Below are 22,803 nucleotides of genomic sequence, written 5' to 3' on the forward strand. Positions count from 1 at the left end.
GGGCATGCGAGGATGTAACGACGAACGAAGGGAACGTGCGAACAGTGGCAATCAAAGTCTTGGTGTTGGTGGGAAGCTTGCGGGCCGCGTCGATCAACCGCCAGATCGCCGAATTGGCGGGGGCGGTCGCCCCCGACGACGTGGCCGTCACGATCTTCGAAGGCCTCGGCGAGCTGCCGTTCTATAACGAGGAGATCGACCACGCGATGAACACCGGCGCGCCGCAGCTGGCCCCGGTGGCCGCGCTGCGCACCGCCGCGGCCGACGCCGACGCCGCGCTGGTGGTCACCCCCGAATACAACGGGAGCTACCCGGCCGTCATCAAGAACGCGATCGACTGGCTGTCCCGCCCGTTCGGCGACGGCGCGCTGAAGGGCAAGCCGCTGGCGGTCATCGGCGGATCCTTCGGCCGGTACGGCGGGGTGTGGGCGCACGACGACACCCGCAAGTCCTTCGGCATCGCCGGCGCGCGGGTCGTGGAGGCGATCAAACTGTCGGTGCCGTTCAAGACCCTGGAGGGCAAGACCCCCGCCGAGCACGCCGAGCTGTCCGCGAACGTGCGTGATGTGGTGGGCAAGCTCGCCGCCGAAGTCGGCTGATTGGCAGAAGTCAACAAGCCGCTCGCCGGGCGACCAGCGCGGTTGCCATAACCGAATAGCAGAAGCCGCCAGCTCCGCCTGGCGGCTTTGCTAGCTGTGGGTGGGCGCGTCGCCTTCGGCGGCGATGTCGGTGGCCGCTGCTATACCCATATGTAGAGGCGCCCACGCCTCGTCGTGTGATCTGCGACACGCCGAGCGGGTGATCAGATTTCTTCGCGACAGGGCTCACGACCAGGGAATTTCAAAATTGTTATTCAGAACATCTTGTATCTCGACATCTTGTCAGCCACTAGGTGTAGTGTTTCGAGCACCGGCAGATCCCAGGACCACCAAGCAAGCCAGCCTCGGTGAACCCCCCGAAATCGGCACTCACAGGTCGCTCGACCTTGACCGCCGCACGACGGGAATCAGGGAGCCTGACGGATCGCTGAACATAGCAAAGACGCAGTCCAAAAGTAGTTGCCAGTCCGTTGGGTCCCCCTCTTCCGCAAAGGAGCGGCATTCTATGAGCATCACCGTGTACACCAAGCCGGCATGTGTGCAGTGCAGCGCCACCTACAAGGCGCTGGACAAGCAGGGCATCGCCTACGAGAAGGTCGACATCTCGCTGGACGCCGAGGCGCGTGACTACGTGATGGCCCTGGGATACCTGCAGGCACCCGTGGTGGTGGCGGGCAACGACCACTGGTCGGGTTTCCGGCCGGACCGCATCAAGGCGCTGTCCGCGGCGGAACTGAGCGCGTAAGGCAAGACGTTAGGTAAGGAGGTTGCGGTGCAGTCGCGCAACCCAGGTCTGGTCTATTTCTCCTCGGTGTCGGAGAACACCCACCGCTTCGTCGAGAAGCTGGGGATCCCCGCCACGCGGATACCGCTGCATGGCCGCATCGAGGTAGACCAACCCTACGTCCTCATCCTGCCCACCTACGGCGGCGGCCGGGCCACGCCCGACCTCAACGCCGGCGGTTACGTCCCCAAGCAGGTCATCGCCTTCTTGAACAATGAGCACAACCGGTCGTTGATCCGCGGCGTCATCGCCGCGGGCAACAACAACTTCGGCGCCGAATTCGCCTACGCGGGCGACGTGATCTCGCGCAAGTGCGGCGTTCCGTACCTCTACCGCTTCGAACTAATGGGAACCCAGGACGACGTGGATGCCGTCCGCGCGGGCTTAGCCAATTTCTGGAAGGAACAGACGTGTCACCAACCGTCGCTGCAGAGCCTGTAACCACCGGAGCCCACGCGTTGCCGGGGGAGACGGATTATCACGCGCTCAACGCGATGCTGAATCTCTACGACGCGGACGGCAAGATTCAGTTCGACAAGGACCGCGAGGCCGCGCATCAGTACTTCTTGCAGCACGTCAACCAGAACACGGTGTTCTTCCACAATCAGGACGAGAAGCTCGACTACCTGATCAAGGAGAACTATTACGAGCGTGAGGTTCTCGACCAGTACAGCCGCAACTTCGTCAAGACGCTGCTGGACCGCGCCTACGCCAAGAAGTTCCGGTTCCCGACGTTCCTGGGCGCGTTCAAGTACTACACCTCCTACACGCTGAAGACGTTCGACGGGAAGCGCTACCTGGAGCGCTTCGAGGACCGCGTCGTCATGGTCGCGCTGACGCTGGCCGCCGGTGACACCGTCCTGGCCGAGAAGCTCGTCGACGAGATCATCGACGGACGGTTCCAGCCGGCCACCCCGACTTTTCTGAACTCTGGCAAGAAGCAGCGCGGCGAGCCGGTGAGCTGCTTTCTGCTGCGCATCGAGGACAACATGGAGTCGATCGGGCGATCGATCAACTCCGCGCTGCAGCTGTCCAAGCGCGGCGGGGGAGTCGCGTTGCTGCTGAGCAACATTCGCGAGCACGGCGCCCCGATCAAGAACATCGAGAACCAGAGCTCGGGCGTCATCCCGATCATGAAGCTGCTCGAAGACTCGTTCTCGTACGCCAACCAGCTCGGGGCCCGGCAGGGCGCGGGCGCGGTGTACCTGCACGCGCATCACCCGGACATCTACCGGTTCCTGGACACCAAGCGCGAGAACGCCGATGAGAAGATCCGCATCAAGACTCTGAGCCTGGGCGTGGTGATTCCCGACATCACCTTCGAGCTGGCCAAGAAGAACGAGGACATGTACCTGTTCTCGCCGTATGACGTCGAGCGTGTCTACGGCCTGCCGTTCGCCGACATCTCGGTCACCGAGAAGTACTACGAGATGGTCGACGACGCCCGCATCCGCAAGACCAAGATCAAGGCGCGCGAGTTCTTCCAGACGCTGGCCGAGCTGCAGTTCGAATCCGGCTACCCGTACATCATGTACGAGGACACGGTGAACCGGGCCAACCCGATCGCTGGCAAGATCACCCATTCGAACCTGTGCTCGGAGATCCTGCAGGTGTCCACGCCGTCGGTGTTTAACGACGACTTGTCGTATGCCAAAGTGGGCAAGGACATTTCGTGCAACTTGGGCTCGCTGAACATCGCCAAGGCGATGGACTCGCCCGACTTCGCGCAGACCATCGAGGTCGCGATCCGCGCGCTGACCGCGGTCAGCGATCAGACCCACATCACCTCGGTGCCCTCAATCGAGCAGGGCAACAACGAGTCCCACGCGATCGGTCTCGGCCAGATGAACCTGCACGGCTACCTGGCCCGTGAGCGCATCCACTATGGCTCCGAAGAAGGCGTCGACTTCACCAACATCTACTTCTACACCGTGCTCTACCACGCGCTGCGCGCGTCGAATCGCATTGCGATCGAGCGGGGCAGCAAGTTCGGCGGCTTCGAGAAGTCGAAGTACGCCTCGGGTGAGTTCTTCGACAAGTACACCCAGCGGGTGTGGGAGCCGACCACCCCGCGGGTGCGGGAGATCTTCGCCGAGGCGGGCATTCGCATTCCGACGCAAGAGGATTGGCAGCGGCTCAAGGAGTCCGTGCAGCAGCATGGCATCTACAACCAGAACCTGCAGGCCGTCCCGCCAACGGGGTCGATCAGCTACATCAACCACTCGACCAGCTCGATCCACCCGGTGGCGAGCAAGATCGAGATCCGTAAGGAAGGCAAGATCGGGCGCGTCTACTACCCGGCGCCGTATCTGACCAACGACAACCTGGAGTACTACCAGGACGCCTACGAGATCGGCTACGAGAAGATCATCGACACCTACGCCGCGGCCACCCAGCACGTGGACCAGGGGCTGTCGCTGACGCTGTTCTTCAAGGACACCGCCACCACCCGCGACGTCAACAAGGCGCAGATCTACGCCTGGCGCAAGGGAATCAAGACGCTGTACTACATCCGGCTACGCCAGATGGCGCTGGAAGGCACCGAGGTCGAGGGCTGCGTCTCCTGCATGCTGTAGGACACGCGGGCTTCGCATCGCCGACGCTGATCGCGGGATAACACTTCCCCGCGGATACCTGCTGCCCGAGTCGCAGGGCCGGTGCGGCTCGATGTTTCTCGTCGCCCCGACGGTTTCGTCGTCGTACCAGAAGCGGCGTGGGCTTGGTTGTCCGCGCTCTGCGGACAAGCGCCGCGCTATCTGGGTAGACCGGTGGTGGCGGTATCCCTAACTTTGCAGCAGACAGTGGCTGCTGCAAAACGGCGGCTCGTAAGCCCGCAAGCCCATTTGGACCGATCGACAGTCGTGCCGACCGGAACCCCAGCCGTCAGGTGACCGTCCCGAACACCTTCGGCTCGACGGTCCCTTCCGTGGTATCCGCCCCGCCCCGATCGCACTACGAAAAGAGGATGTAGGCCGTGGATTTCGGTTGTTCCCATCTCTTGCCCGTCCAGCCGGAGGATGTCGCAGCCCTGGTTGCGGCGGTGTCGGGTTCGGTTCTGCTGCCGGATGACGTGGGATATGACGACGAACGCGCCGTCTTTAACCTCAACCACGAGCTCAAGCCCGCTGTGATCGTGGTGGCGCAGCGCCCGACCGATGTCGAGGCGGCCGTTGCTTTCGCGGCGAGACAGCATCGCCCGGTTGCGGTGAAGGCCACCGGCCACCAAATCGTCGGCACGGCAGAGGGCGCCGTTCTGATCAATACCCGCCGGATGAACGACGTCGAGATCGACGCTGTCGGCCGGACGGCCGGGGTCGGCGCCGGGGCGATATGGGCGGAAGTGGTCCAGAAGGCAGCCGAGGCTGGGCTGGCACCGTTGAACGGGTCGAACCCCACGGTAGGGGTCGCCGGTTACACCCTGGGCGGCGGGCTCAGCCCGACCCTCGGCCGCTCCCACGGCTACGCCGCGGACCACGTGCGCTCGCTCGACTTGGTGACGGCAGACGGCGAATTGCGGCATGTCGACGCCGAATCCGATCCCGAGCTGTTTTGGGCGCTACGCGGTGGCAAAGGCAACTTCGGCGTGGTCACCAGGCTGGAATTTGCGTTGTTCCCGGTTTCCCACATCTACGGCGGCGCCATCTACTTCCCGGGGGAGCACATGACCGAGGTGCTGCGCGCCTGGACTGCCTGGCACCCGAACACACCGGAATCCATGATCTCGTCGTTCGCGGCCCTACGACTACCGCCGCTGCCCGAAATCCCCGAGCCGCTGCGCGGCGTGTTCACGGTGGCGCTGCGGATCGCCTACAACGGCACGGCCGAGGACGGCGAACGGATGATCGCGCCGCTGCGGGCAGTCGCGCCGACCGTCCTGGACACCGTAGCGGACATGCCGTACACGGCAGCCGCATCGATCCACGCCGAGCCGACCGAACCATTGCCCTACTACGAGCGCAGCATCATGCTGCGGGCATTCCCCGCGGAATCGCAGGACAGGCTGGTGGAACTCGTCGGCCCGAACTCCCGAACCACTATGTGGATCGCCGAACTGCGTGCCCTTGGCGGAGCCTGGGACCGGGAGCCGGTGGTGCCCAACGCCGTAGCGACCCGAGGTCTGCCGTATGTCTTGCTGGGCGTCGAGGTCGGTCCGCTGTCAGAGGAACGGCGGCTCAAGGAGTCGGTCGCTGCGTTGCTCGACGGGATGGCAGCCTGGCAGGCCGACCGGCGGCTGGTGAACAACCTTGCTCCGGAAGAAGCGGCCGACGCCGTCGCGATCTACGGTCCGGAGTGCTACGAGCGCCTGGCGCACGTGAAGAAGATGTACGACCCGTCCAACATGTTCCGCTTCAACCACAACGTGGTGCCGGCTGCCCGGACGGACAGTCGGCTGCACCAGGCGGGTCCACACTCCCACTGTCCCAATGCGTTTGACCCGGGCTCTGGTTCGTGATTTGGGCGTCAATTGGCTGCCTGGATCGCGATGCATCTGCATCGACTTTCCCTGCGCGCGGTATCACGCGCTGTGAGCGTCGAACCTAGCTCTCCGCGCTTTCCGGCTATCGACCGCGCCATTCGGGTAGACCGGCTGCCGTCGTAGCCCTAACTTTGCACCAGAAAGCGACCTGAACGAGGGTGACTCGTTCAGGCGCAAGGTGATTCAAGGGGGCGAACAATGCCACGGACCCATGATGATAGTTGGGACCTCAAGACGGGGGTGGGCGCGACCGCCACACTGGTCGCTGCGGCGCGGGCGGTCGCCAGTAGGCAACCCGATCCGGTGATCCGTGACCCGTTCGCCGAAGTGTTGGTCAGGGCGGTCGGACTGAAACTGTTCACCCAAATTGTCGACGACGCAATCAATTTCTCGGACCTCGAAGCCGACTGGATGCCGGACTACTTCGGCGTGCGAACCAGAACCCTCGATGACTTTGCCCGCGAAGCGTGCCGAGCCGGCATCCGCCAAGCGGTGATTCTGGCCTCTGGACTGGATTGTCGGGCTTACCGATTGGACTGGCCGCCGGCGACGGCCATCTACGAGATCGATCAACCCCAGGTCATCGAGTGGAAGCGGCGCGTCTTGACCGGCTTGGGCTGGGCACCTGCCGAAGGGCACCATTGCTTGGGCATCGATCTGCGTCAGGACTGGTCGACAGCGTTGCGGCAAGACGGTTTCGACGACACGCAGCCGACCGTCTGGATCGTCGAGGGCCTTCTCATCGGATATCTCCCGCCGGAGGGACACGACCAGATTCTCGACGCGATCACCAATTTGAGTGCTCCTGGTAGCCAACTTGGGGCGGATTACGTCGAGAACCCCAGAACCGATGCCCTCGGCGAAATTCTGAGAAAACGCCACGCGGTATGGAATCAGTTGGACCCCGAGATCGACCTGCGCAGTGTGACTTTCGCCGGACAGCACACAGACGCCGCCAAGTATCTGGCCGAACGGGGCTGGACGACGCGCAGTGCTGAGATCGCCGACGTCTTCAACGCGGCCGGACGGCCCGCTCCCACGGCCGACGGCTTAGTCGAGTTGAGTTTCACGCGGATGCTGAGCGGAGTGCGCATTTAGAGTCCTGCGGCGGCTCAACTCCATCGTCCCGACCACCCATCGCTCATGCGGCCACGGTGGTCCATCTGTTTCGAGATTTTCGTTGTGAGTGCCCGAGGAGGGTCATCGTCATGGTCGCGTCTGCACGCCGGCGACTGGTCAACAAGCTATGGCTGCCTACCCTGGTGGCCATCGTCGCCGTCTTGGCGGGGTGCGTCATCGATTCCGCGCACAGGATCTTCGGTTCCCAGGACCGAACCCGGAGCCCGGGCGACAAATTTTCGATAGCTCAGTTCAATCCCAAACACATCGAATACGACGTGTTCGGCGAGTTGGGCGGGTGGGGGCGGGTCAGCTATTGGGACGTGAACTCGCACGCAATCGGCGTCGACCTGGCGACGTTGCCCTGGACGCATACCGAAGTCACGGTGTTGACGACCGCGACCGCCGACATCACCGCGCAGGTCGCCGGAGGCAATGTCGGCTGTCGCATCATCGTCGACGGCCAGGTGCGTTCCGAACACACCGCCACGGGTGAGCACGCCGGGGTCTGGTGCCAGGTGCTGTCCGCATGAGGCACAACGGCGTCGACATCAACGGGCGCAAACCCTTCCTTGCGCGAACCATCCGCAGGTTCGCCGTGCCCGTGGTTGTGGCGTGGGTCGGGCTCATGGTCGTGCTCAACGTGGCCGTCCCGCAGCTGGAACCCGTCACCGAAGCGAACCGGGGACCGCTCGTCCCGGTCGATGCGCCCTCGTCGCGGGCGCTCATCCACATCGGGGAAATGTTCAACGAGTCGGACAGCAACAGCCTGGTGATGGTCGTGTTGGAAGGCGATCGCAAGCTCGACGAAGCCGACCACCACTTCTACGACGGCCTGATCGCAAAACTGCAGCGAGACAAGCACGTTCAATACGTCATGAATCTGTGGGGGCAGGGAACAACCGCCGCCGGGGTGCAGAGTAACGACGGAAAGGCGTCCTACACGCTGGTTCGGACTGCTGGCAATCTCGGCTCGGCGGTGTCGGACGAATCAATCAAGGCGGTGCGAGACTTGGTCTCGCAGACCAGAACCCCGCCCGGGCTGAAAATCTATGTCTCGGGCTCGGCACCGCTGTCGGCGGACATGCTCGAAGCCGGTAACGAGAGCCTGATCATGATCATGTTCGTCACCATCGTTCTCATATCCGTGATGCTGCTGGTCGTCTACCGCTCGATCACGACCGCGCTCCTCGTGCTGTTCATGGTGATGCTGGAGTTGAACTGCGGGCGGGGCATAGTCTCCTTCCTCGCCTTCCACAAGCTCATCGGGATATCCGAGTTCGCGTCGAACCTTTTGGTCTCCCTGATCCTCGGTGCGGGTACCGATTACGCGATCTTTCTGATCGGCCGCTACCACGAAGCACGCCACGCGGGTGAAGACCGGGAAACCGCTTACTATTCCGCCGTGAGCGGCGTCTCCCACGTCATCCTCGGATCTGGTCTCGCGGTCGCCGGCGCAACGTTCTGCCTCAAGTTCACCCGCCTCAACTACTTCAATACCTGTGGGATCCCCTGCGCTGTAGCTATGCTCACCGCAGTGGCGGCCGCCTTGACCTTCGGTCCGGCTGTGCTGGCATTGGGCAGCCGCGTGGGAATCTTCGAGCCGAAACGCAAAGGCGGATCCGGGATTTGGCGCAAAGTCGGCACGGTCACGGTCCGGTGGCCCGGCCGGGTCCTGCTGGCCAGCTGCGTGGTGGTGCTGGTGGGAGCGCTCACGCTTCCCACCTACCATCCCAACTACGACGACCGGATATACATCTCCGATGACAGCCCGTCGAAGCTCGGATATGCCGCGGCCGACAGGCACTTCCCGGCCAGCAGGCTCAACGGTGACATGCTGATGGTCGAATCCGACCACGATATGCGTAACAGCACGGACATGATCGCGTTGGACCGAGTGGCCCGCAGTGTGTTTCACACTCCCGGTGTGGGATTGATCCAGAGCGTCACCAGGCCGCTGGGGACTCCGCTCGAACATTCGTCGTTCACATACACCATGGGCTCGATGGGAACGAAGATCAAGGAGATCCTGCCGTTCCTGACCGACCTCAACACTCGGCTCACCGAGATGGCCGGCATCACCGAACGCATGACGGGGCTGATGCGCCATCAGAAAGAATTGACGTCTCAACAGGCCGGCGCGGCTCATATGGCCGCCGAAGCGGCCCAGGGCATGAAGGACGTCACCGACGCGATGCGCGACAACATCGCCGACTTCGACGATGTCTGGCGACCGATCCGCAGCTACTTCTATTGGGAGAAGCACTGTTTCGACATCCCTCTCTGCTGGTCGCTGCGTTCGCTATTCGAGCTGACGGACAAGTTCGACCAGCTGGACGAGCAAATGGACAAGAACCTGAAGGCTGCGATGATTCAGGACTCGGTGATGCCGCAGCTGGTCGAACTCCTCGGCCGCAACGTCGACCAGCTCGAGCAGCTACACCAGGTGATCATGGCCGAGCACAGTACGATTGCGCCCCAGCTGGCCCAGTTGGACGAGCTGAGCCGGCAGATGATGGATCTGGGCTATGCGTTCGACAGTGCGAAGAACGACGAATTCTTCTATCTACCACCAGATGCGTTCAACAATCCGTCGTTTCGCATCGATCTGAAATTCTTCATGTCCCCCGACGGCAAAGCCGCTCGATACATGGTCTACCACGACGGCGAAGCACTCACGGAAAGCGGCATCCGCCACGACCAGGTCTATCTGCCCGCCGCCGAGGAGGCATTGAAAGGCACCACGCTCGCCGGCGCCCATGTCTACCTCGGCGGCGCCGCGACGACGTACTGGGATATCCAGGATGCGGCCGCAACCGACCTGATCATCGCGGCCACCGCGGCGTTCGCGTTGATTTTCCTGGTGATGCTGCTCATCACCCGGAGCATGATCGCGGCGCTGGTCATAATCGGAACCGTAGCGTTTTCGTATTCGGGAGCGTTCGGTCTGTCGGTCCTGATCTGGCAGCACCTGCTCGGCGTCCCGATCAGCTGGCTGGGCCTGCCGCTCACCTTCATCATCCTGGTGGCGGTCGGCTCGGACTACAACCTGCTGCTCATCGCCCGCTATCTGGAGGAAAGCAAGGCGGGCTTGAACACCGGCCTGATCAGAGCGGTCGCCAACTCCGGCAAAGTGGTCACCACCGCCGGCCTGGTGTTCGCCGTCACGATGATGGCGATGGTGTCCGGCAAGCTGGTCTCGGTCGGTGAAATGGGATCCACGATCGGGATCGGTCTGCTGCTCGACACGCTGATTGTCCGTTCGTTCATCACGCCCGCCCTCGCCCGCCTGCTCGGGCCATTCTTCTGGTGGCCCCGCCTGATTCGCGCCCGACCGGCGCGTGCCGTCGGCCGGGCAGCGCCGGTCGAATACGCGGGCGTCCGGTGACCGGCGCCGTGTCGCGTTTTATGGACCGCATGGCTCGATGGCCCTGGTGATCGCACCGCGGAGGTGCAAACGTTAGTGGCGTGATTCAACGAAGTGGATAGGAAGTGACACGACTATGCAGGCGATCATCGCGCGCGACCGCGCCGCCGGTTTCCGTGGACTCGCTCTGGCCGAGGCGCCCTACCCGCATGCCGCCGAAAACGACGTCGTTGTCCGCGTGCATGCCGCCAGCTTCACCCCGGGCGAGCTCGACTGGCCGGCCACGTGGACCGACCGCTCCGGGCGCGATCGCACGCCCGTCATTCCAGGGCATGAAGTCTCCGGGGTTGTTGCCGAATTAGGTTACGGCACCACCGGACTGACCGTCGGACAGCGGGTTTTTGGGATCACCGACTGGGCCCGTGACGGCTCGCTTGCGGAGTACGTCGCGGTGGAGGCCCGAAATCTCGCGCCGTTATCGGCAGACGTCGACCACGTGGTGGCTGCCGCGCTGGCATTGCCCGGACTGACCGCATGGCAGGGGCTGTTCGCTCATGCGCACCTTGTCGCCGGCCAGACCGTTCTGGTTCATGGCGCCGCCGGTGCCGTCGGTTCCCTGGTGGTACAACTTGCTCGCGACGCCGGCGCGTGCGTGATCGGGAGCGGGCGCGCTGAGCACCGGGACGCGGTGCTGGGCCTCGGGGCCGACAGTTTCCTGGACCTGCGATCCGATCGCCTCGAGGAGGCCGGCACGGTCGACGTGGTCTTTGACGTAATCGGTGGTGAAATCCTCGATCGCTCGGCGCAATTGGTGCGCCCGGGCGGGGCGCTGATCACCATCGCCGAGCCACCGCGGGTTCAACCCGAGCACGGGCGCTCTGTCTTTTTCGTCGTCGAACCCGACCGGAAAGCCCTTACCGTGCTGGAAAGCAGGGTTCGCAACGGTCGACTGTGCCCGGTCGTCAAAACGGTATGTGCACTCAGCGAAGCTGCGTCGGCATTCGACCCGGCGCGTCGTGGCGGCGGCAAGACCATCGTCACTGTCGCCGAAGCGGGCTAGCCGAGCCCGAGTCGAAATCCAGTACTGCCCGGACGAATTGTTGCGGGTCGTAGTCGACCGCCTGGTGCCCTTGGCCGCGCAACTCGGCGACCGTCGCGCCCGGTATTAGGTCGGCTACTGCCGTGGCGGCCGCCCGGAAATATGCGGGGCTCTGGGTGCCGAACAACATACGCACCGGCACGGTGATCTCGGCCAGCCGCTCGGTGGCGCGGTAGTTGCGGGCCGCCGCGAGTTCGCGGCCGGCGGTGTGCCCGATCGAGTCGGCCAGATACGGAAACTCGCGATTGACAAGGTCTTTGACGGCCGGCTGGGGGAGGTGCAGGGTTTCGATGTAGAACGCTTCGAGTATTTCGCGCGGGTCCGACATCGCGGTGATGCGTGCGAGGCCCTCCGGCGACCCGACGTCAAGGCCTGGCGACGGTATTGGCGGCTCGTACAGCATGATCCGGCGGAACGCGGGTGTGATCAGGGCCGCTTCCAGGACCGCCAGCGCCCCGTAGGAATGCCCGACGGCATAAACGCCTCCGCCGACGGCCTGAGCGACGGCCGCCACATCCTCGGCTTCCCGGCTCAGGCTGTAGGGCTCGACCTCGATGGTGCTCAGTCCCCGACCGCGGCGGTCCATCGCGTGGACGGTGTAGCGCTGTGCCAGCACCGGTGTCACCGAGGACCAGCGAGCACGCGTGCCGGTACTGCCGTGGACCAGCAGCAGCGGCGGACCGGCACCCACGGATTGATAGCCGATGCAGGTCCCGTCGGGAGAAATCACCGTTGTCATGTTCATTGCAACGCCGCCCCGGGTCCGTTCCCAGTTGACAAACGCGTCATGTTACCCACAGAAACCGCCATGCCCCAAATCCGTTGACTGCGAACCACTCTGGTAGTAGCCGCACCACTCACAATGCGCCATCCGCTCCACAGAAAAGGACAATTCTGGCCATCGACGGCATTGGCGGCGCGCAATGGTTGTTCTTTTCCGCGAGCGTCACGACTCGATGGAAGGTACCGAATGAGACTTGGACTTCGCCTGCCCCAGAGATTGGGAGTCGACCTGGAACACGATCTGGTCGAAGCGGCACGGGCAGCCGAGGCGGCCGATGCACCGCACACTCCGGTCCAACTCGCCAAGGCGCTCGCCACGACCGATCAGATCAGCGGCGGCCATAGCCTGGGCCGTGGAACCAGTTCGAAAGCGTTGCAGCGCATCGCCAAACGCGCCACCGAGCTCATCGTGGATCTCAATTTGCAGGACTGGTTCACCAGCACTGCGCAAATGCTGGAGACGGCGGTGCAGATCCGCGAACGGGCCACCGCCTCATGATCGACGGATTGCGCATCCGGACCGACACCACGGATCCGGAAGACGCGCGCACCCAGATCGGGGCTGTCTACTGTCCCCATCGCCTCACCGTCCGGGGGCGTGTGTCGGCGTTTCGCGCGCGGCATGCCGAAGGCGGCGGCAGCGGGCTCGGCGTTTACTCCCTGTCGTACGGTTCGGCCACCACGGTGCTCGAGTCGTCGACATTCGACGACTTCGTCTTGGTGTCCCAGCAGATCAGCGGGCGATTCGTGGCCGGGGCGGACGACGGGGAGCGGGTCGTGTTGCCCGGCGGTTTCGTCGTGCTGGACGCCCACACGGCATTTCGGCTGCGGTGGGAGGAAAACTGCAACATTTTTCATGTGCGCATTCCGCGTACCGAATTCGAAGCGACGGTTGCCGAGTTCACCGGTGCGACTGAGCCGACGCCGGTCCGGGTCCCGACGAGCTGGCAGCCGTGCAGGCCGGGAACGTTGGCTGTTGCGAACGTGATGAGATTCTTGCTCCGCAACGCCGGGCCGAACGGGCTGCTGGCATCGAAGTCATTGGTATCGGCGCAGATGTCTCGGATGTTGGTAGCGAGCATCGTCGAGGCCTACCCCGGGTTTATTCACACTGCCGACGCGGGCCCCAGCGGTGCCGTTCGGCCGCCGGCGGTGCGGCGTGCGATCGCCTACCTCGAGGACGCCGCGGCCGAGGACGTCCGGATCAGCGACGTGGCGGCTGCCGCGCGGTTGAGCACTCGTGCCCTTCAGGAAGCCTTCCGTAAGCAACTGGACACGACTCCGATGGCGTATCTGAAGTCGATCCGACTTGCTCGGGCGCACGCGGAGCTGCGGCGGTCATCTGTCGAGGACGGGACCACCGTGGCAGCCGTCGCATACCGCTGGGGGTTCTCCAATCTCGGCCGGTTCGCGGCCGACTACCGACGGGAATTCGGCCGCTCGCCGAGGGAAGTACTGCGCGGGCCGTAGCGACGCGGCCTGGACAAGGGCATCGCAACGCCGCGCCGCGAGGAACGGGAAGTCTGCCCAGGTCAGAAGCCGCGACGAGGTAAGGTGCTTCACGTGGTGAGAATTCCCCGACCGCACCCCAGCGTGAAGCCTGGGGCCAAGGTCGACGCGCGCACCGAACGCTGGCGCGAGCACCGCAAAAAAGTGCGCAGCGAAATCGTCGACGCGGCCTTCCGCGCCATCGATCGCCTCGGCCCCGAACTGTCCGTGCGAGAAATCGCCGAAGAGGCCGGCACCGCCAAACCCAAGATCTACCGGCACTTTCACGACAAGTCCGACCTGTTCCAGGCGATCGGGGAGCGGCTGCGCGACATGCTGTGGGCGGCGATCTTCGCGTCCATCGACCTGAAAACCGACTCGGCCCGCGAGGTGATCCGGCGCAGCGTCGAGGAGTACGTGGTCCTGGTCGACAAGCACCCCAACGTGCTGCGAGTGTTCATCCAGGGCCGCTCGGCCGCCAGCCCGCAGATCCTCGACGAGGGACGCGGCATCACCCTGGCCGTGGCCGACATGTTCGACAACGAGCTCCGCGAGATGGAGCTCGACCACGCGGCGGTGGAGCTGGCCGGGCACGCGGCGTTCGGCTGTGCCGCGTCGGCCACCGAGTGGTGGCTGGGCCCCGAGCCGGAAAGCCCCCGCCTGATGTCGCGTGAGCAGTTCGTCGCGCACCTGACGACCATCATGATGGGGGTAATCGTCGGCACCGCCGAGGCGCTGGGCATCACGATGGACCCTGACCTGCCGATTCACGACATGGCGACCGTTAAGCCGGCGGCGGGGTGAGCGGGCCGCGGCGTTGACAATCGCCGCGGCCATCGATAACACTCGTCCAAACCGATACCCTGGGTACTGGGTATCTGCGTCAGCCGGGGGCCGCAGCCGAAGACGCCGGCTAACGCCGACCCGAGACAGGCCTGGATAGAAGGACCGATCGACCGTGACCGAAGTCGTGACACAAACCGACACACTGCCGGAGGCCAGCGCCCACAAGCCGGTGCATACGCGCGCCGTCATCATCGGGACCGGGTTCTCCGGCCTGGGCATGGCAATCGCGCTGCAGAAGCAGGGCGTCGGCTTCGTCATCCTGGAAAAGGCCGGCGACATCGGCGGCACCTGGCGAGACAACAGCTATCCGGGGTGCGCGTGCGACATCCCGTCGCACCTGTACTCGTTCTCGTTCGAGCCCAAGCCGGACTGGAAGAACCCGTTCTCCTATCAGCCCGAGATCTGGGACTACCTCAAGGGCGTCACCGAGAAGTACGGGCTGCGCCGCTACGTCGAGTTCAACTCGCTGGTGGATCGTGCGCACTGGGACGACGACGACAACCGCTGGCACGTGTTCACCGCCGACGGGCGCGAGTACGTCGCGCAATTCCTGATCTCGGGTGCCGGCGCGCTGCACATCCCGTCCATGCCCGACATCGAAGGCCGCGACGAATTCCGTGGCGCCGCTTTCCATTCCGCGGAGTGGGACCACAGCGTCGACCTGACCGGCAAGCGGGTGGCGGTGATCGGGACCGGCGCCAGCGCGATCCAGATCGTGCCGGAGATCGTCGGGCAGGTCGCCGAACTTCAGCTCTACCAACGCACTCCGCCGTGGGTGGTGCCGCGCTCCAACCCCGAGATCCCGCCGGCGGTGCGCCGGGCCATGGAGAACGTGCCGGGCCTGCGCGCGCTGGTGCGCCTCGCGATCTACTGGGGGCAGGAGGCGCTGGCCTTCGGCATGACCAAGCGGCCGAACCTGCTCAAGTTCATCGAGGCGTACTGCAAGTACAACATTCGCCGGGCCGTCAAGGACAAGGAGTTGCGGCGCAAGCTGATCCCGAACTACCGCATCGGGTGCAAGCGAATCCTGAATTCCTCCACCTATTACGGCGCGGTCGCCGACCCGAAGACCGAACTGGTCACCGACCACATCTCGCGAATCACCGCCGACGGCATCGCCACCGCCGACGGCACCCACCGGCAGGCCGACGTGATCGTGTACGCCACGGGTTTCCACGTCACCGACTCCTACACCTACGTCCAGATCAAGGGCCTGCACGGCGAGGACCTGGTGGACCGGTGGAACCGCGAGGGCATCGGCGCGCACCGTGGGATCACCATCGCCGACGTGCCCAACCTGTTCTTCCTGCTCGGCCCCAACACGGGGCTGGGGCACAACTCGGTGGTGTTCATGATCGAATCCCAGATCCGTTATGTCGCAGACGCGATCGCGACCTGTGACAAGCTGGGCGCCCAGGCGCTGGCGCCGACCCGCGCCGCCCAGGACGAGTTCAACGACGAGCTGCAGCGCAGGCTGGGCCCTTCGGTGTGGAACAGCGGCGGCTGCAGCAGCTGGTATCTGGACGAGCACGGCAAGAACACCGTGCTCTGGGGCGGCTACACCTGGGAGTACTGGCGGGCGACCCGCTCGGTCAAGCCGGACGAATACCAGTTCTACGGCGTGAACATGGGCAGCCGCGCGACGGCCTAGCCAGCGAGCGAAGTCGTTGCGGCGGTTCGGGTTTCGCTCGACGGCGACTTTTCAGCGAAGGATCGCAGGTTCTGCCGCATGATGCGGTCCAGGACCCGGTCGGACACCAGGCGGTTGATCCGCACCAGGATCGCGGCATCGCGTCCGATGGTGTAGCGAGTGCGGGGCCGCGATGCGGTCGCGGCCTTGGCGATCACTTTCGCGGCGTGTTCGGCCGAAACGCCATCCTCGCCGAACGACCGGGCTTGGGCCGTGACGGCCGCGATGAGATCGCCGTAGCGGGCGAGTTGGGCATCGGTCAGGTTCGCCATCAGTCCCTCCGCGGTGGTGATTCCGCGCTCGGCCATTTCGGTTTTGACCGCGCCGGGTTCGACGACGACCACCTTGATGCCGAGCCCTGAGACCTCACGCCGCAACGCGTCGCTGGCGGCCTCCAGGGCGAACTTCGAACCGGCATATGCGCCGTACGTCGGCAAAACCACCTTGCCGCCGACGGAGCTGATATTGACGACGGTGCCCGAGCTGAGCAGCAGGGCCGGCAGCAGCGCCTGGGTCATCGCGATGTGGCCGAACAGATTTACCTCGAACTGCCTGCGCCACTGGTCTATCGGCAGTGTTTCGACCGGGGAATTGACCGCGATCCCGGCATTGTTGATCAGCGCGCGCAGGGGGCGGCGCTGCGGATCGCGCGCGACGCGGTCGGCGATCGCGGCCACGTCCGATTGCATCGTGATGTCCAGGATGTACGGCTCGATACCGTCTGCGCGCAGCGCGTCGGCGTCCACCTCGCGACGCACACCGGCCAGCACGTGAAAACCCTTGTGGGCCAGTTCTCGAGCGCTCGCCGCGCCAATGCCCGTCGAGGCACCGGTCACGACGATCAGCTCATTGCAGGTGGCGCGATTCGACGACATCATGGTGGTCCCCAATCGAGGGCGTTGGATTTAAGTTGACGCTGTCATCTCAAACTAGCAGTTGAGTTGACATTGTCAACCCAAGACCGGCTTATGCTCTGCGGGTGACGACACGATCCGAGAGTGCGGCGGCCACGCGTCGTTCGTTGGTCGAGGCGGCGGGGGCGCTGCTCGACCTCGGAGGCGTCGAGGCGGTGACGCTGCGCGAGGTGGGTGCCCGCAGCGGCGTGTCGCGCTCGGCGGCGTATCGCCACTTCGCCGACAAAGAATCCCTGCTCGCCGAGCTGGCCACCAACGCGTTGCGCGAATTGGGTGACGCACTCGAGGCGTTGGCCGGCAGCGAAGGCTCGCCCGAGGAATGTCTGCGGTCGGCCCTGCTGTCGCTGATCGCCATCGGCCGCACCCGGCCTCATCTCTATCGCCTGATGTTCACTCCGCCGGCGGGCGACCCGACCGCGGCGATGCAGGTGGCCGAACGCACGCAGGGACTGTTCCTGGAGATGGTGGGGCGTATCACCGGTCCGCGGGAGGCCTCGCGCTATGGGGCGCTCATTTTGACGAGCGCGCACGGCATCACGGGCTTGGACTTGAGTGGCCACATGGATCTGGACAAGTGGCACACCAGCGCCGAGGAACTCGTCGACACGCTCATCTCGGTGCTGCCAAAAGCCGAATGAAAGCCTGCGCAGCCGCGTCCACGCCGGCCTCGTCATTGGTCGCAACGAGATCCAGCAGCAGGCCGCGGGTGACCGCGAGCCCCAGCCGGGCGAGCGCGGGGTCGACCGGACCCTCGGCGACAGCGTCGACCTCGGCGAGCCAGTTCTCGACGGCGCCGGGAAGCATTCGGGCAAAAGGCTTTTCGCCGGCTGCGGCGCGGGCGTAGCACTCGAAGAACAAGCGCTCGAATTCGCGCAGTTCGGGCCGGCGGAGGTCGGCCCACATCGCGGCGAAGCCCCCGGCCGGGTCGGTCGGCAATGCGGACAGCAGCCCCATCTGGCGTCGCTCGACCTCCTCGACGATCGCCACGAGCAGATCTTCGCGAGAACCGAAGTGGTGCAACAGCATTCGGTGGCTGGTGCCGACGGCGGCGGCGACCTCGCGCAGCGACCGGTCGCCGATGCCGCCCGTGGCGAACTCGGCTACCAGCGCATCGAGGAGTTGCCGGCGCCGCTCCGTGTCAGGAGTGCGCGCCATCGGCGCGGCTGAGCTGCTCGGCTCGGGCCTTGAGGCCCTGGGCCTCGAGTTGCAGGAAGCGTTTGGTCTTCTTGGCCATCAGTCGCCCGACGAGGGCGCCCAGTGCGCCGCCCTGGTCGAGTTGCTGGCGCACCAGCGTGCGGCCGCCGGGCTGGGCGATGACGTCGTGCCGGGCGGTTACCCGCGCCCCGGGAGAGCTCTGCACCCAGGTCCATGACCTACCGGGAGTGATCTCGGTGACCTTCCAGACCAGCTTCGACATGCCGGGCTGCTTGATCGCGAACCGTCTGCCCGCGGCAAGGCCCGAACCATCAAGGCCGACAAGGGAAGTCACCGACGCGGTCCACTCGGGCCAGCGCTCGACGTCGGTGAAGACCTCCCAGACGAGTTGGGGTGGTGCGTCGATCTCAACGCTGTCTTCGGTGAACATGTACCAAATGGTACATGTTCAACGCGCAATACTGGGCAACGCGCAATACTGGAGTTGGATTGAATCCGGTGGCGGCCGGACACGTTCGCGACACGTAAACACAAGTTGTTGTGTTGCCGTTGCTTGTCGTACCCCAGGGGTAGTGTCTGGAGCCTGGGATTCATCCGGCAAAACGGTGTGTGAAGTGGGGTTCTGGTGAGCGAAAACATGAAGCTGATCGACCGCGTTTCGGCGATCAACTGGAACCGGCTGCAGGACGAGAAGGACGCCGAGGTCTGGGACCGGTTGACCGGAAACTTCTGGCTGCCCGAGAAGGTGCCGGTGTCCAACGACCTGCCGTCGTGGGGAACCCTGACCGCCCACGAGAAGCAGATGACCATGCGGGTGTTCACCGGCCTGACGCTGCTGGACACCATCCAGGGCACCGTCGGCGCGGTCAGCCTGATCCCCGATGCGCTCACGCCGCACGAAGAGGCCGTCTACACCAATATCGCGTTCATGGAGTCGGTGCACGCGCGCAGCTACAGCAACATCTTCTCCACGCTGTGCTCGACCGCCGAGATCGACGACGCCTTCCGCTGGTCGGAGGAGAACCCCAACCTGCAGCGCAAGGCCGAGATCGTCATGCAGTACTACAAGGGCGACGAGCCGCTCAAGCGCAAGGTCGCCTCGACTCTGCTCGAGAGCTTCCTGTTCTACTCCGGCTTCTACCTGCCGATGTACTGGTCGAGCCGGGCCAAGCTGACCAACACCGCCGACATGATCCGGCTGATCATCCGCGACGAGGCCGTGCACGGCTACTACATCGGCTACAAATACCAGCGCGGCCTGGCCCTGGTCGACGACGCGCGCAAGCAGGAGCTCAAGGACTACACCTACGAACTGCTCTTCGAGCTCTACGACAACGAGGTGGAGTACACCCAGGATCTCTACGACGAGGTCGGGCTGACCGAGGACGTCAAGAAGTTCCTGCGCTACAACGCCAACAAGGCGCTGATGAATCTCGGCTACGAGGCGCTGTTCCCGCGCGACGAGACCGACGTGAACCCGGCGATCCTGTCGGCCCTGTCACCCAACGCGGACGAAAACCACGACTTCTTCTCCGGCTCGGGCTCCTCGTACGTGATCGGCAAGGCCGTCAACACCGAAGACGAGGACTGGGACTTCTAGCAGCGCCATCGTACTGAGCACTTCGTGAACGACGCATGAATTGTCGGCATGGCGCTATCGCCCGCTGGCGCGGGTGATACGGCTGCCCTGACACTGGTGGGGTGACGAATACCGCCGCCTCTGCCACTACCAACTTCTGCCGATCAGTGCTGCGCTGGCTGCGCGCCGGCTACCCCGAGGGCGTCCCCGGGCCCGACCGGGTGCCGCTGCTGGCGCTGCTGCGCAGCACCCCGCTGACCGAAGAGCAGATCGCCGAGGTGGTGCACAACATCACCGCGGACGGATCGCCGGCGATCGCCGACGGTGTGATCGACGGTGACGAGATCGCCCATTTCATCTCCGACATGACGCACTACGACGCCGGGCCGGAGAACATCATCCGGGTGGCCGCCACGCTGGCCGCCGTCGGATGGCCGCTGGCCGGCATCGACGTCAGCGAGGTGATCCCCGGCGACGAGTGGGGCGAGGCCGCCGAGATCGCCGCGCGCAGCGCCGCTTCCGAGGGCGCTCCGGGCCTTCCCCGCTAGGCGCATTAGCGCCCCTGCGCCCTACAGCTTCGAGATGTCGATGACGAAGCGGTAGCGCACGTCGCTGGCCAGCACCCGCTCGTAGGCTTCGTTGATGTAGTCGGGCTCGATGAGCTCGATCTCCGGCGTCACGTTGTGCTCGGCACAGAAGTCCAGCATCTCCTGGGTCTCGGCGATGCCGCCGATGTTCGACCCGGACAGGCTGCGGCGCGCCAGCGCCAGCGAGAACGCCCCCACCTCCATCGGGTGCTCGGGAATGCCCAGTTCGACGAGCGTGCCGTCGACGTCGAGCAGGCTCAGATAGTCGTCGAGGTTCAGGTTCGCCGAGACGGTGTTGAGGATCAGGTCGAAGCTGTTGCGCAGCTTCTTGAAGGTCTCCCGCTCGGCGGTGGCGTAGTAGTGCTTGGCGCCCAGCCGCAGCCCGTCCTCCATCTTCTTCAGCGACTGCGACAGCACCGTCACCTCGGCACCCATCGCCGCGCCGAGCTTGACGCCCATGTGACCCAGCCCGCCAAGGCCGATGATCGCCAGGCGGGTGTCCTTGCCGGCCTTCCAGTGCCGCAGCGGCGAGAACAGCGTGATGCCGGCGCACAGCAGCGGCGCCGCCTTGTCCAGCGGCAGCGAGTCGGGGATGCGCAGGACGAAGTTCTCGTCGACGACGATCGCCTGGCTGTAGCCGCCCTGCGTCGTGGTGCCGTCCCTGTCGGTGGCGTTGTAGGTGAAGGTGGTGCCCCGGCTGCAGTACTGCTCGAGGCCGGCCTTGCAGCTGTTGCACTGGCCGCAGGAGTTCACCATGCAGCCGACGCCGACGTGGTCGCCCACTTTGTGCTTGGTGACCTCGGAGCCGACCGCGGTCACGACGCCGGCGATCTCGTGGCCTACGACCAGCGGGTAATGCGGTGTGCCCCATTCGCCTTTGGCGGTGTGGATGTCGGAGTGGCAGATTCCGGCGAACTTGATGTCGATCGTCACGTCGTGCGGACCCGGGTCGCGCCGCTCGATGGTGGTCTTGGTCAGCGGTGCCGTCGGCGAGGTGGCGGCGTACGCCGAAACTGTGCTCATGAAAATCCCTCTTCGATTCGATGCGTCGTCAAGAAGTTTAGCTAAGGTAAGAGTTCTTCCGCCATCGGACGGGGCGAACATCACGTTGTGACAATCGACGCGTTTTGCGGGCCCCCGTCAGTTGATCGGGGCGTTCACCAGGCGCAGGTCGTCGACGATGCCGCGGGCCGCGATCAGGCCCTCGCCGGTTTGCCAGATCTCGTCGTTGACGACGTAGACCCGGTTGTCGCGGTTGGCGGACAGCCTGCGCCACGGGTTGCTGTCCAGGATGGTGGCGGCCCGGTCGGCGGCGGCCGGGGAGGCGCAGGACACGTACACCACGTCGGCGTCGGCGATCGAGAAGTCCGGATTCTTCGCCAGGTCCACGTCGCTGGCCCCGATCTCGATGTAGGGCTTGTCGGTGAACCGCTGGGACGCCGGCCGGTCCACGCCGACCGCACCGAGCACGCTGGCCGGGAAGTTGTTGGCGCCGTACACCCGGATGGTGCCGGTCGTCAGCTGCACGATCGAGGCCTGATAGTGCGACGCGTCATGCCGCGCGCCGATGTCGGTCGTTCGCTGGGAAAAGCCGCTGATCAACCCGTCCACCGCGGCGGTGCGGCCGGTGGCGGCCCCGACGGCGCGCAGGTTGTCCTGCCACGCCGCGCCCGGTGCGGCCGTGAACACCGTTGGCGCGATCGCGGTCAGCTGCGGATACAGCGTCGGCGTCAATCCCTGCGACCCCAGGATCAGGTCAGGGTGGGCGCTCGCGATCGCCTTCAGGTCCGGGTGCGAGCGGGTGCCGACTCCGGGCAGGCCGTGCACCGCACCGCCCAGATAGGCGGGCTGACTGGAGGACCCGTCCGGCAACGCCGCGCCGACCACCCGTGCCTGCAAGCCCAGCACGCACACCGCGTCGAGCTGGTCGCCGGAGAGCACCACGATGCGCTGCGGGTCGGCGGGCACCTGCGCGACGTCCGGGTTGACGCCCGCCGCATTGTGGACTTGCCGTTTCGCCGAACCCGCATCGGCCTCGGCGGCGTCGTGCGCGCACGAGTCATCTGGCCGGCGGTCGTTTCCGAGCACGCCGGCGCCCGCGATCTGGGTGGTGGGGGTGACCAGGGGACGGGTCGACGTCTGGCCGGTGGGCTTGTCGGATCCGCAGCCGCTGGACGCCAGCACGAGTGTCGCCGTCACCGCGGTCGCCGCGGCCAGCCGGGCGGGTCTGATCACGCCGAACAACACGCGTCAGACGCTAACATCCGGCCAGCGTGGCGATCGCGAGCGCGGCGTAGCCGGGCGAAGCGGGTCGCC

Annotated in this window: 22 protein-coding genes; 16 read left to right on the forward strand and 6 right to left on the reverse strand. The window is 65.0% G+C overall.

Features of this window, described 5'->3' with window-relative positions; genetic code table 11:
- Window positions 1-44 precede the first annotated feature (44 nt).
- The 9 genes from ACZYVJ_RS21460 (at window position 45) to ACZYVJ_RS21500 (ending at window position 11,406) form a co-directional block, all read left to right on the forward strand.
- The gene (locus tag ACZYVJ_RS21460) at window positions 45-599 is read left to right on the forward strand and encodes an NAD(P)H-dependent oxidoreductase (protein WP_463833212.1); all 555 of its coding nucleotides are present in this window, start codon (window positions 45-47) and stop codon (window positions 597-599) included.
- Window positions 600-1,104: 505 nt separating this feature from the next.
- Window positions 1,105-1,344, forward strand: a complete 240-nt coding sequence (locus ACZYVJ_RS21465; protein WP_064877378.1) for a redoxin NrdH — start codon at window positions 1,105-1,107, stop codon at window positions 1,342-1,344.
- A gap of 27 nt (window positions 1,345-1,371) precedes the next feature.
- Complete coding sequence (gene nrdI, locus ACZYVJ_RS21470; protein WP_463833213.1) at window positions 1,372-1,824, forward strand: class Ib ribonucleoside-diphosphate reductase assembly flavoprotein NrdI; 453 nt, start codon at window positions 1,372-1,374, stop codon at window positions 1,822-1,824.
- Window positions 1,794-3,959, forward strand: coding sequence for a class 1b ribonucleoside-diphosphate reductase subunit alpha (nrdE, locus tag ACZYVJ_RS21475; RefSeq protein WP_463833214.1), 2,166 nt, complete (start codon window positions 1,794-1,796; stop codon window positions 3,957-3,959). Before nrdI ends, nrdE begins: the two co-directional genes overlap by 31 nt.
- 398 nt (window positions 3,960-4,357) lie before the next feature.
- Window positions 4,358-5,836: an FAD-binding protein gene (locus tag ACZYVJ_RS21480; protein WP_463833215.1), complete on the forward strand. Its 1,479-nt coding sequence runs from the start codon at window positions 4,358-4,360 to the stop codon at window positions 5,834-5,836.
- Between the two features lie 222 nt (window positions 5,837-6,058).
- The gene (locus ACZYVJ_RS21485; RefSeq protein ID WP_463833216.1) at window positions 6,059-6,958 is read left to right on the forward strand and encodes an SAM-dependent methyltransferase; all 900 of its coding nucleotides are present in this window, start codon (window positions 6,059-6,061) and stop codon (window positions 6,956-6,958) included.
- Window positions 6,959-7,068: 110 nt separating this feature from the next.
- Window positions 7,069-7,512, forward strand: a complete 444-nt coding sequence (locus ACZYVJ_RS21490) for an MmpS family transport accessory protein (RefSeq protein WP_463833217.1) — start codon at window positions 7,069-7,071, stop codon at window positions 7,510-7,512.
- Window positions 7,509-10,367 carry an MMPL/RND family transporter gene (locus ACZYVJ_RS21495; RefSeq protein WP_463833218.1) on the forward strand — a complete coding sequence of 953 codons (2,859 nt, stop codon included), beginning with the start codon at window positions 7,509-7,511 and terminating at the stop codon, window positions 10,365-10,367. The genes ACZYVJ_RS21490 and ACZYVJ_RS21495 overlap by 4 nt, the downstream gene beginning before the upstream one ends.
- Window positions 10,368-10,482: 115 nt before the next feature.
- Complete coding sequence (locus ACZYVJ_RS21500; RefSeq protein ID WP_463833219.1) at window positions 10,483-11,406, forward strand: NADP-dependent oxidoreductase; 924 nt, start codon at window positions 10,483-10,485, stop codon at window positions 11,404-11,406.
- Here the strand turns inward: ACZYVJ_RS21500 and ACZYVJ_RS21505 are convergent.
- Window positions 11,384-12,190, reverse strand: coding sequence for an alpha/beta fold hydrolase (locus ACZYVJ_RS21505; protein ID WP_463833220.1), 807 nt, complete (start codon window positions 12,188-12,190; stop codon window positions 11,384-11,386). The two genes, ACZYVJ_RS21500 and ACZYVJ_RS21505, sit on opposite strands and share 23 nt — an antisense overlap.
- 255 nt (window positions 12,191-12,445) lie before the next feature.
- On the opposite strand from ACZYVJ_RS21505, the gene ACZYVJ_RS21510 reads away from it, so the two are divergent.
- The 4 genes from ACZYVJ_RS21510 to ACZYVJ_RS21525 all read left to right on the forward strand — a co-directional run bounded on the left by ACZYVJ_RS21510 (window position 12,446) and on the right by ACZYVJ_RS21525 (window position 16,213).
- On the forward strand, window positions 12,446-12,727 hold the full coding sequence (locus tag ACZYVJ_RS21510) for a hypothetical protein (RefSeq protein WP_463833221.1): 282 nt from the start codon (window positions 12,446-12,448) through the stop codon (window positions 12,725-12,727).
- Window positions 12,724-13,698: a helix-turn-helix transcriptional regulator gene (locus ACZYVJ_RS21515; protein ID WP_463833222.1), complete on the forward strand. Its 975-nt coding sequence runs from the start codon at window positions 12,724-12,726 to the stop codon at window positions 13,696-13,698. The genes ACZYVJ_RS21510 and ACZYVJ_RS21515 overlap by 4 nt, the downstream gene beginning before the upstream one ends.
- A 93-nt stretch (window positions 13,699-13,791) precedes the next feature.
- The gene (locus ACZYVJ_RS21520; protein WP_463833223.1) at window positions 13,792-14,520 is read left to right on the forward strand and encodes a TetR/AcrR family transcriptional regulator; all 729 of its coding nucleotides are present in this window, start codon (window positions 13,792-13,794) and stop codon (window positions 14,518-14,520) included.
- A gap of 154 nt (window positions 14,521-14,674) precedes the next feature.
- Entirely contained in the window at window positions 14,675-16,213 is a 1,539-nt protein-coding gene (locus ACZYVJ_RS21525) for a flavin-containing monooxygenase (RefSeq protein ID WP_463833224.1), read from the forward strand.
- On the opposite strand, the gene ACZYVJ_RS21530 is transcribed toward ACZYVJ_RS21525, so the two are convergent.
- The gene (locus ACZYVJ_RS21530) at window positions 16,210-17,130 is read right to left on the reverse strand and encodes an SDR family NAD(P)-dependent oxidoreductase (RefSeq protein ID WP_463833225.1); all 921 of its coding nucleotides are present in this window, start codon (window positions 17,128-17,130) and stop codon (window positions 16,210-16,212) included. The two genes, ACZYVJ_RS21525 and ACZYVJ_RS21530, sit on opposite strands and share 4 nt — an antisense overlap.
- 101 nt (window positions 17,131-17,231) lie before the next feature.
- Here ACZYVJ_RS21530 and ACZYVJ_RS21535 point away from each other — a divergent pair, with 101 nt between their 5' ends.
- A complete protein-coding gene (locus ACZYVJ_RS21535; protein WP_463833226.1) occupies window positions 17,232-17,804 on the forward strand; it encodes a TetR/AcrR family transcriptional regulator in 573 nt (190 codons plus the stop codon).
- Here ACZYVJ_RS21535 and ACZYVJ_RS21540 read toward each other — a convergent pair.
- Window positions 17,776-18,321 carry a TetR/AcrR family transcriptional regulator gene (locus ACZYVJ_RS21540; protein WP_463833227.1) on the reverse strand — a complete coding sequence of 182 codons (546 nt, stop codon included), beginning with the start codon at window positions 18,319-18,321 and terminating at the stop codon, window positions 17,776-17,778. The genes ACZYVJ_RS21535 and ACZYVJ_RS21540 overlap by 29 nt on opposite strands.
- Window positions 18,305-18,751, reverse strand: coding sequence for an SRPBCC family protein (locus ACZYVJ_RS21545; protein ID WP_463833228.1), 447 nt, complete (start codon window positions 18,749-18,751; stop codon window positions 18,305-18,307). Before ACZYVJ_RS21545 ends, ACZYVJ_RS21540 begins: the two co-directional genes overlap by 17 nt.
- Before the next feature lie 195 nt (window positions 18,752-18,946).
- Between ACZYVJ_RS21545 and nrdF the strand changes: the two genes are divergently transcribed.
- Entirely contained in the window at window positions 18,947-19,921 is a 975-nt protein-coding gene (nrdF, locus tag ACZYVJ_RS21550; RefSeq protein ID WP_463833229.1) for a class 1b ribonucleoside-diphosphate reductase subunit beta, read from the forward strand.
- Between the two features lie 101 nt (window positions 19,922-20,022).
- Complete coding sequence (locus ACZYVJ_RS21555) at window positions 20,023-20,448, forward strand: DUF3349 domain-containing protein (protein WP_463833230.1); 426 nt, start codon at window positions 20,023-20,025, stop codon at window positions 20,446-20,448.
- A gap of 21 nt (window positions 20,449-20,469) precedes the next feature.
- Here the strand turns inward: ACZYVJ_RS21555 and ACZYVJ_RS21560 are convergent, their stop codons facing one another.
- Together ACZYVJ_RS21560 and ACZYVJ_RS21565 are read right to left on the reverse strand one after the other, a co-directional pair.
- On the reverse strand, window positions 20,470-21,510 hold the full coding sequence (locus tag ACZYVJ_RS21560; protein ID WP_463833231.1) for an NAD(P)-dependent alcohol dehydrogenase: 1,041 nt from the start codon (window positions 21,508-21,510) through the stop codon (window positions 20,470-20,472).
- Window positions 21,511-21,627: 117 nt separating this feature from the next.
- Complete coding sequence (locus ACZYVJ_RS21565; RefSeq protein WP_463833232.1) at window positions 21,628-22,734, reverse strand: iron-siderophore ABC transporter substrate-binding protein; 1,107 nt, start codon at window positions 22,732-22,734, stop codon at window positions 21,628-21,630.
- Between the last annotated feature and the right edge of the window lie 69 nt (window positions 22,735-22,803).

It is taken from the genome of Mycobacterium sp. IDUB_3 (assembly GCF_055419585.1).

Coding starts and splice junctions, on each gene's coding strand:
- ACZYVJ_RS21515 (WP_463833222.1), top strand. CDS start 12,724: ATGATCGACGGATTGCGCATCCGGACCGACACCACGGATCCGGAAGAC.
- ACZYVJ_RS21490 (WP_463833217.1), top strand. CDS start 7,069: ATGGTCGCGTCTGCACGCCGGCGACTGGTCAACAAGCTATGGCTGCCT.
- ACZYVJ_RS21485 (WP_463833216.1), top strand. CDS start 6,059: ATGCCACGGACCCATGATGATAGTTGGGACCTCAAGACGGGGGTGGGC.
- ACZYVJ_RS21505 (WP_463833220.1), bottom strand. CDS start 12,190: ATGAACATGACAACGGTGATTTCTCCCGACGGGACCTGCATCGGCTAT.
- ACZYVJ_RS21465 (WP_064877378.1), top strand. CDS start 1,105: ATGAGCATCACCGTGTACACCAAGCCGGCATGTGTGCAGTGCAGCGCC.
- ACZYVJ_RS21560 (WP_463833231.1), bottom strand. CDS start 21,510: ATGAGCACAGTTTCGGCGTACGCCGCCACCTCGCCGACGGCACCGCTG.
- ACZYVJ_RS21495 (WP_463833218.1), top strand. CDS start 7,509: ATGAGGCACAACGGCGTCGACATCAACGGGCGCAAACCCTTCCTTGCG.
- ACZYVJ_RS21530 (WP_463833225.1), bottom strand. CDS start 17,130: ATGATGTCGTCGAATCGCGCCACCTGCAATGAGCTGATCGTCGTGACC.
- ACZYVJ_RS21540 (WP_463833227.1), bottom strand. CDS start 18,321: ATGGCGCGCACTCCTGACACGGAGCGGCGCCGGCAACTCCTCGATGCG.
- ACZYVJ_RS21500 (WP_463833219.1), top strand. CDS start 10,483: ATGCAGGCGATCATCGCGCGCGACCGCGCCGCCGGTTTCCGTGGACTC.
- ACZYVJ_RS21545 (WP_463833228.1), bottom strand. CDS start 18,751: ATGTTCACCGAAGACAGCGTTGAGATCGACGCACCACCCCAACTCGTC.